The organism is Burkholderia sp. Cy-637 (assembly GCF_011753175.1).
In the GTDB taxonomy this organism is placed as follows: domain Bacteria; phylum Pseudomonadota; class Gammaproteobacteria; order Burkholderiales; family Burkholderiaceae; genus Burkholderia; species Burkholderia gladioli.
Window position 1 is genome coordinate 1 of sequence record NZ_VWWC01000296.1, and the last position, 4,259, is coordinate 4,259.

The 4,259-nt window shown below is 73.3% G+C and carries 5 protein-coding genes; 3 read left to right on the forward strand and 2 right to left on the reverse strand.

Annotated features, from left to right (window positions below):
- Positions 1-338: tetratricopeptide repeat protein (locus F3J10_RS34505; protein WP_167243950.1), on the reverse strand; the 338-nt coding region annotated here is incomplete at its 3' end.
- Positions 335-2,572: a tetratricopeptide repeat protein gene (locus tag F3J10_RS34510; protein ID WP_167243951.1), complete on the reverse strand. Its 2,238-nt coding sequence runs from the start codon at positions 2,570-2,572 to the stop codon at positions 335-337. The genes F3J10_RS34505 and F3J10_RS34510, both read right to left, overlap by 4 nt.
- 329 nt (positions 2,573-2,901) lie before the next feature.
- Between F3J10_RS34510 and gspI the strand changes: the two genes are divergently transcribed.
- The 3 genes from gspI to F3J10_RS34525 form a co-directional block, all read left to right on the forward strand.
- Positions 2,902-3,309: a type II secretion system minor pseudopilin GspI gene (gene gspI / locus F3J10_RS34515; protein ID WP_029951186.1), complete on the forward strand. Its 408-nt coding sequence runs from the start codon at positions 2,902-2,904 to the stop codon at positions 3,307-3,309.
- Positions 3,293-3,949 carry a prepilin-type N-terminal cleavage/methylation domain-containing protein gene (locus F3J10_RS34520; RefSeq protein ID WP_166916862.1) on the forward strand — a complete coding sequence of 219 codons (657 nt, stop codon included), beginning with the start codon at positions 3,293-3,295 and terminating at the stop codon, positions 3,947-3,949. Before gspI ends, F3J10_RS34520 begins: the two co-directional genes overlap by 17 nt.
- Before the next feature lie 41 nt (positions 3,950-3,990).
- Positions 3,991-4,259 (forward strand): tetratricopeptide repeat protein (locus F3J10_RS34525; protein ID WP_167243952.1); only part of this gene is annotated, 269 nt, incomplete at its 3' end.

The following is a 4,259-nucleotide window of genomic DNA, read 5'->3' on the forward strand; positions in this document are numbered from 1 at the left end:
TCCAGCGCCTGCGCGTGGCGGCCGATGCCGGCCAGCGCGGCGGCGTGGTTGGCGAGCGTCCAGGGCGCGTCGAGCCCCAGTTGCAGGGAGCGCGCGAACAGCGGCTCGGCGCGCGCCGGATCGTCGAGCTGGAGGTAGGTCACGCCGAGCAGGTGCAGGGCCTCCAGGTTGTCGGGCATCAGCGCGAGCACCCCCTCGTAGCGCCGGCGCGCCGCCTGGTAGTCGCGCCGCTCCAGCAGCGCGCGCGCCTGGCGCAGGCCGTCGTCGAGCGCCGTGCGCAGCAGCGCGGCATTGCCTGCCACGGCCGCCGCGGCCACGCCCGGGGTCACGCGGCTCATGCCGCGCCCCCGCCGACGATGGCCGACAGCGCCGCCGCCACGCGCTCGACCACCGGCGGCCAGGCGCCGCCCTCGGCCTGGCGGAACAGCCGCGCCTGGGGATACCAGGGGCTGTCCTCGCGATCGAGCATCCAGCGGAAATCGGGCGTGTAAGGCAGCAGCACCGCCAGCGGCCGGCCCAGCGCGCCGGCCAGGTGCGCTACCGAGGTATCGACGCTGATCACCGCGTCCAGCGTCTCGACCAGGGCGGCGGTATCGGCGAAATCGCCGAGCTGGTCGCCGACGAAGCGGATCGCGCTGGCCTCCAGCACCGCGCGATCCTCGTCGCGCACCAGCTTCTGCAGGCTGATCCACTCGTGGCGCGCATCCACCATCGGCAGCAGCTCGGCCAGCGCCAGCGAGCGATTGCGGTCGTTCAGGTGCAGTGGATTGCCGGACCACACCACGCCGATGCGCGGCCGGCCGTCGCCGGGGCCGAGCCGTTCGCGCCAGCGCGCGACGCGGGCCGGGTCGGCGCGCAGGTACGGCAGCGCGGCGGGAATCGAGTCGAGATCGGTGCGGAATTCGAGCGGCAGGCTCATCAGCGGGCAATGCAGGTCGAAGGGCGGCAGCGGCGCGCCGCGCGCCACCAGCGCGTCGACCCCGTCGAGCGAGCCGAGCAGTGCGATCAGCTCGGGCTGCACCTCGAGCACCACGCGCGCGCCCAGCGCCTTCACCAGCGGCGCGTAGCGGCAGAACTGCAGGGTGTCGCCCAGGCCCTGCTCGGCATAGAGCAGGATCGTGCGGCCTGCCAGCGGCATGCCGTGGGTCCAGCGCGGCTGCGCGAAGCCGCGCCGGCTGGCATCGAGCTGGCCGTCGCGCCAGCGCCATTCGTAGGCGGCCCAGCCGGCCTCGAAGTCGCCGGTGGCCAGGCACAGGAAGGAGCGCGTGCAATGCGCGATCACGTAGTCGGGATCGATCGCGATCGCATCGGCGAAGGCCTGGCGCGCCTCGTCGTGGCGGCGCAGCGCGCGCAGCGCGTTGGCGCGCTGGAAATGCGCGAGCTTGTCGCCGGGCGTCGCCGCGATCACGGCGTCGAGATCGTCGAGCGCGGCCTCGTAGCGATGCATCTCCAGGCGCGCGCGGCCGCGCATGAAGCGCGCGCGCGGATTGCCGGCGTCGAGCGCCAGCGCGCGCTCGCCCGCCTCGAGCGCCTCGTCGTGGCGCCCCAGCGTGAGCAAGGCGCTGGCATGGTTGCAGAGCACCTCGGCCGCGTCGGGCCGCACCGCCAGCGCGCGCGCGTAGCTGTCGACCGCGTCGTGCAGGCGGCCCAGTTCGGCCGCCGCGTTGCCGCGCTGCGCGAGCGCCGGACCATGGCCGGGGTCGAGCGCGAGCACGCGATCGCAGCGCGCCAGGGATTCGTCGTGGCGATCCAGCTGGCCGAGCGCGATCGCGCTGTTGAACAGCGCGTCGACGAAGGCCGGATGCGCGGCGATGGCGGCATTGAAGTCGGCCAGCGCGCGCGCCGCGTCGCTCAGGTCCAGCCAGGCCACGCCGCGCAGGAACAGCGCCTCGACATGGCCCGGCTGCAAGGCCAGCGCATGGCCGTAGCTGTCGACCGCGTCGCGGTAGCGGCCCAGCCCGCGCAGCGCCAGCCCGCGCGAGCGCTGCGCGTCGAAGCTGCGGCCGGCCAGTTGCAGGGCGCGATCGCAGTCGCGCAGCGCGTCCTCAAGGCGCCCCAGCAGCCGGCGCGCCTCGCTGCGCTTCACATAACCGTCGGCGAAATTCGGCACCTGCGCGAGCAGGCTGTCGTAGGCGGCGCAAGCCTCCTCGTGGCGGCCCAGCTGGCCGAGCAGGCCGGCGCGCTGGAACAGCGCGCGCTGGTGGGCCGGCTGGATCGCGAGCGCCTCGTCGAGCCGCTGCAGCGCCTCCTCCTCGCGGCCGAGCCCGACCAGCACCGCCGAGTAATTGGCCAGCGACAGCGGCGCGGGCCGCCGCTCGACCGAGCGGCGCATCAGCGGCTCGGCCTCGTCCAGCCGCCCCTGCTGGAAACGCAGCGCGCCCAGCAGGTGCAGCGCCTCGGGATGCTCGCCGTCCAGCGCCAGCAGCTCCGCATAGGCCGTCTCGGCCTGCTGCAGCGCGCCCTCCTGATGCGCGCCGCGAGCCCGGGCCAGCAATTGCTCGACGCGCGCCGCGTCGGGCGGCAGCGTGCTGGCGGTGCTCGCGAGCGCGATCCCTTCCCCCTTCGATGTCATCTATGGCCCCTGTTCTCTCGACGATGTCTCGTGGCGCGGCGCGTCGGGACGCCGGCGTGCTGCCTTGATCCGCGAGGCTATCGGAGCACCCGTAACACCGGTATGACGAAAGTTACGGAACATTTGCTCCAATGCCCGCCGCGGCCCGCCGGCCGGCGCCCGCGACGCTCGCGCTCGCACCCTTTTTTCGGCCCCGCCGCGCCGCCGGCGCGAAACGCTCAAAAGGTCCGTAGCTTTCGACATGCCGCTGCCACAGGCGCTGCTTACCTTGCCTGTTCGTCCGGAGGCCGCCGGACGCGAGGCGGCACACCAACCACAAGACCTGGGCAATGAGGATCGAATCCAGCACGCGACGCGCCGCGCGAACGGTGCAACGGGGTTTCACGCTGATCGAGGTGCTGGTGGCGCTGGCGATCGTGGCGATCGCGCTGGGCGCGGTGATGCGCGCGATCGGCGCGCTCGCCGCCGACACCGATACCGCGCGCATGCGCCTGCTGGCGCTGTGGAGCGCCGACAACGCGCTCGGCGCGATCCGCATCGGCACCGCGTTTCCGCCGGTGGGCAGCACCAGCTTCGCCTGTCCGCAGGGGCCGTATGCCTTCGTCTGCCGCCAGTCGGTGAGCGCCATGGCGATGCCGCGGCTCAGGCAGGTGAAGGTCAGCGTCTACGCCTCGGGCTCGAGCCGCACCGTGCTCGCCGAGCTGGTCTCGGTGGTCCAGAATGAAGCGCGCTACTGAGGCCCGGCGCCGCGCGCGCGGCTTCACGCTGATCGAGATGCTGGTGGCGATCGCGCTGATCGCGGTGATCGCGCTGCTGTCCTGGCGCGGGCTGGATTCGACCATCCGCGGCCGCGACACCATCTCGGGCAATCTCGCGCAGACGCGCCTGCTCGGTCGCTACTTCTCGCAGCTCCAGTTCGACCTGCTCAACCTGGTGAGCGCCGACGAGGTGTTCGGCGCGCCGCTGCGCATCCATGCCAACGAGCTGGTGCTGGTGCGCCATGCCGGCATCGGCGCCGGGCCGACCTTCGTGCAGGTGGTGCGCTACCAGTTGCGCGGGCACGCGCTGCTGCGCAGCGCCTCGCCGCCGCTGGCCTCGCTGGCCGAGCTGGCCGACGCGCTCAAGCAGATGGACCGGTTCGCCAGCGTGACGGCCAGCAACGACGCGCGCTCGATGCAGCTCTCGGTGTGGATCGCGCCGGGCGGCTGGACCGGCAACCAGGCCGCGATCGAGCAGGTCTACGCGCAGTTTCTCGCCCAGCACGGCGTGAGCAATACCACCACGCTCGGCATGCCGCTGCCGCGCGGCCTGCGCTTGGCCGTGACGCTCGGCTCGCCGCCGGTCGACTACGTGCGGATGATCCAGATCGGGCAATGAAGACGGCGGGCGATCTCGACAAGCCAACCAGGGGGAATCCCATGACGACAGGTGAACAAGCCGGCTTGCCCGCGACGCGGGCGCCGGCATCGACGGCGGCCACCGAGCTGGCCCGCGCCCAGGCCGCGCACGGAACCGGCCGCCTCGACGACGCCGCGCGCGACTACCGCGCCGCGCTCGAGCAGGCACCCGGGCACCCGGAAGCGCTGCACGGCTACGGCGTGCTGCAATTCCAGCGCGGCGCGGCCGGCGAGGCCGAATCGCTGTTGCGGCGTGCCCTGGCGGCCGGGCCGCGTGCGGTGCGCGTGCT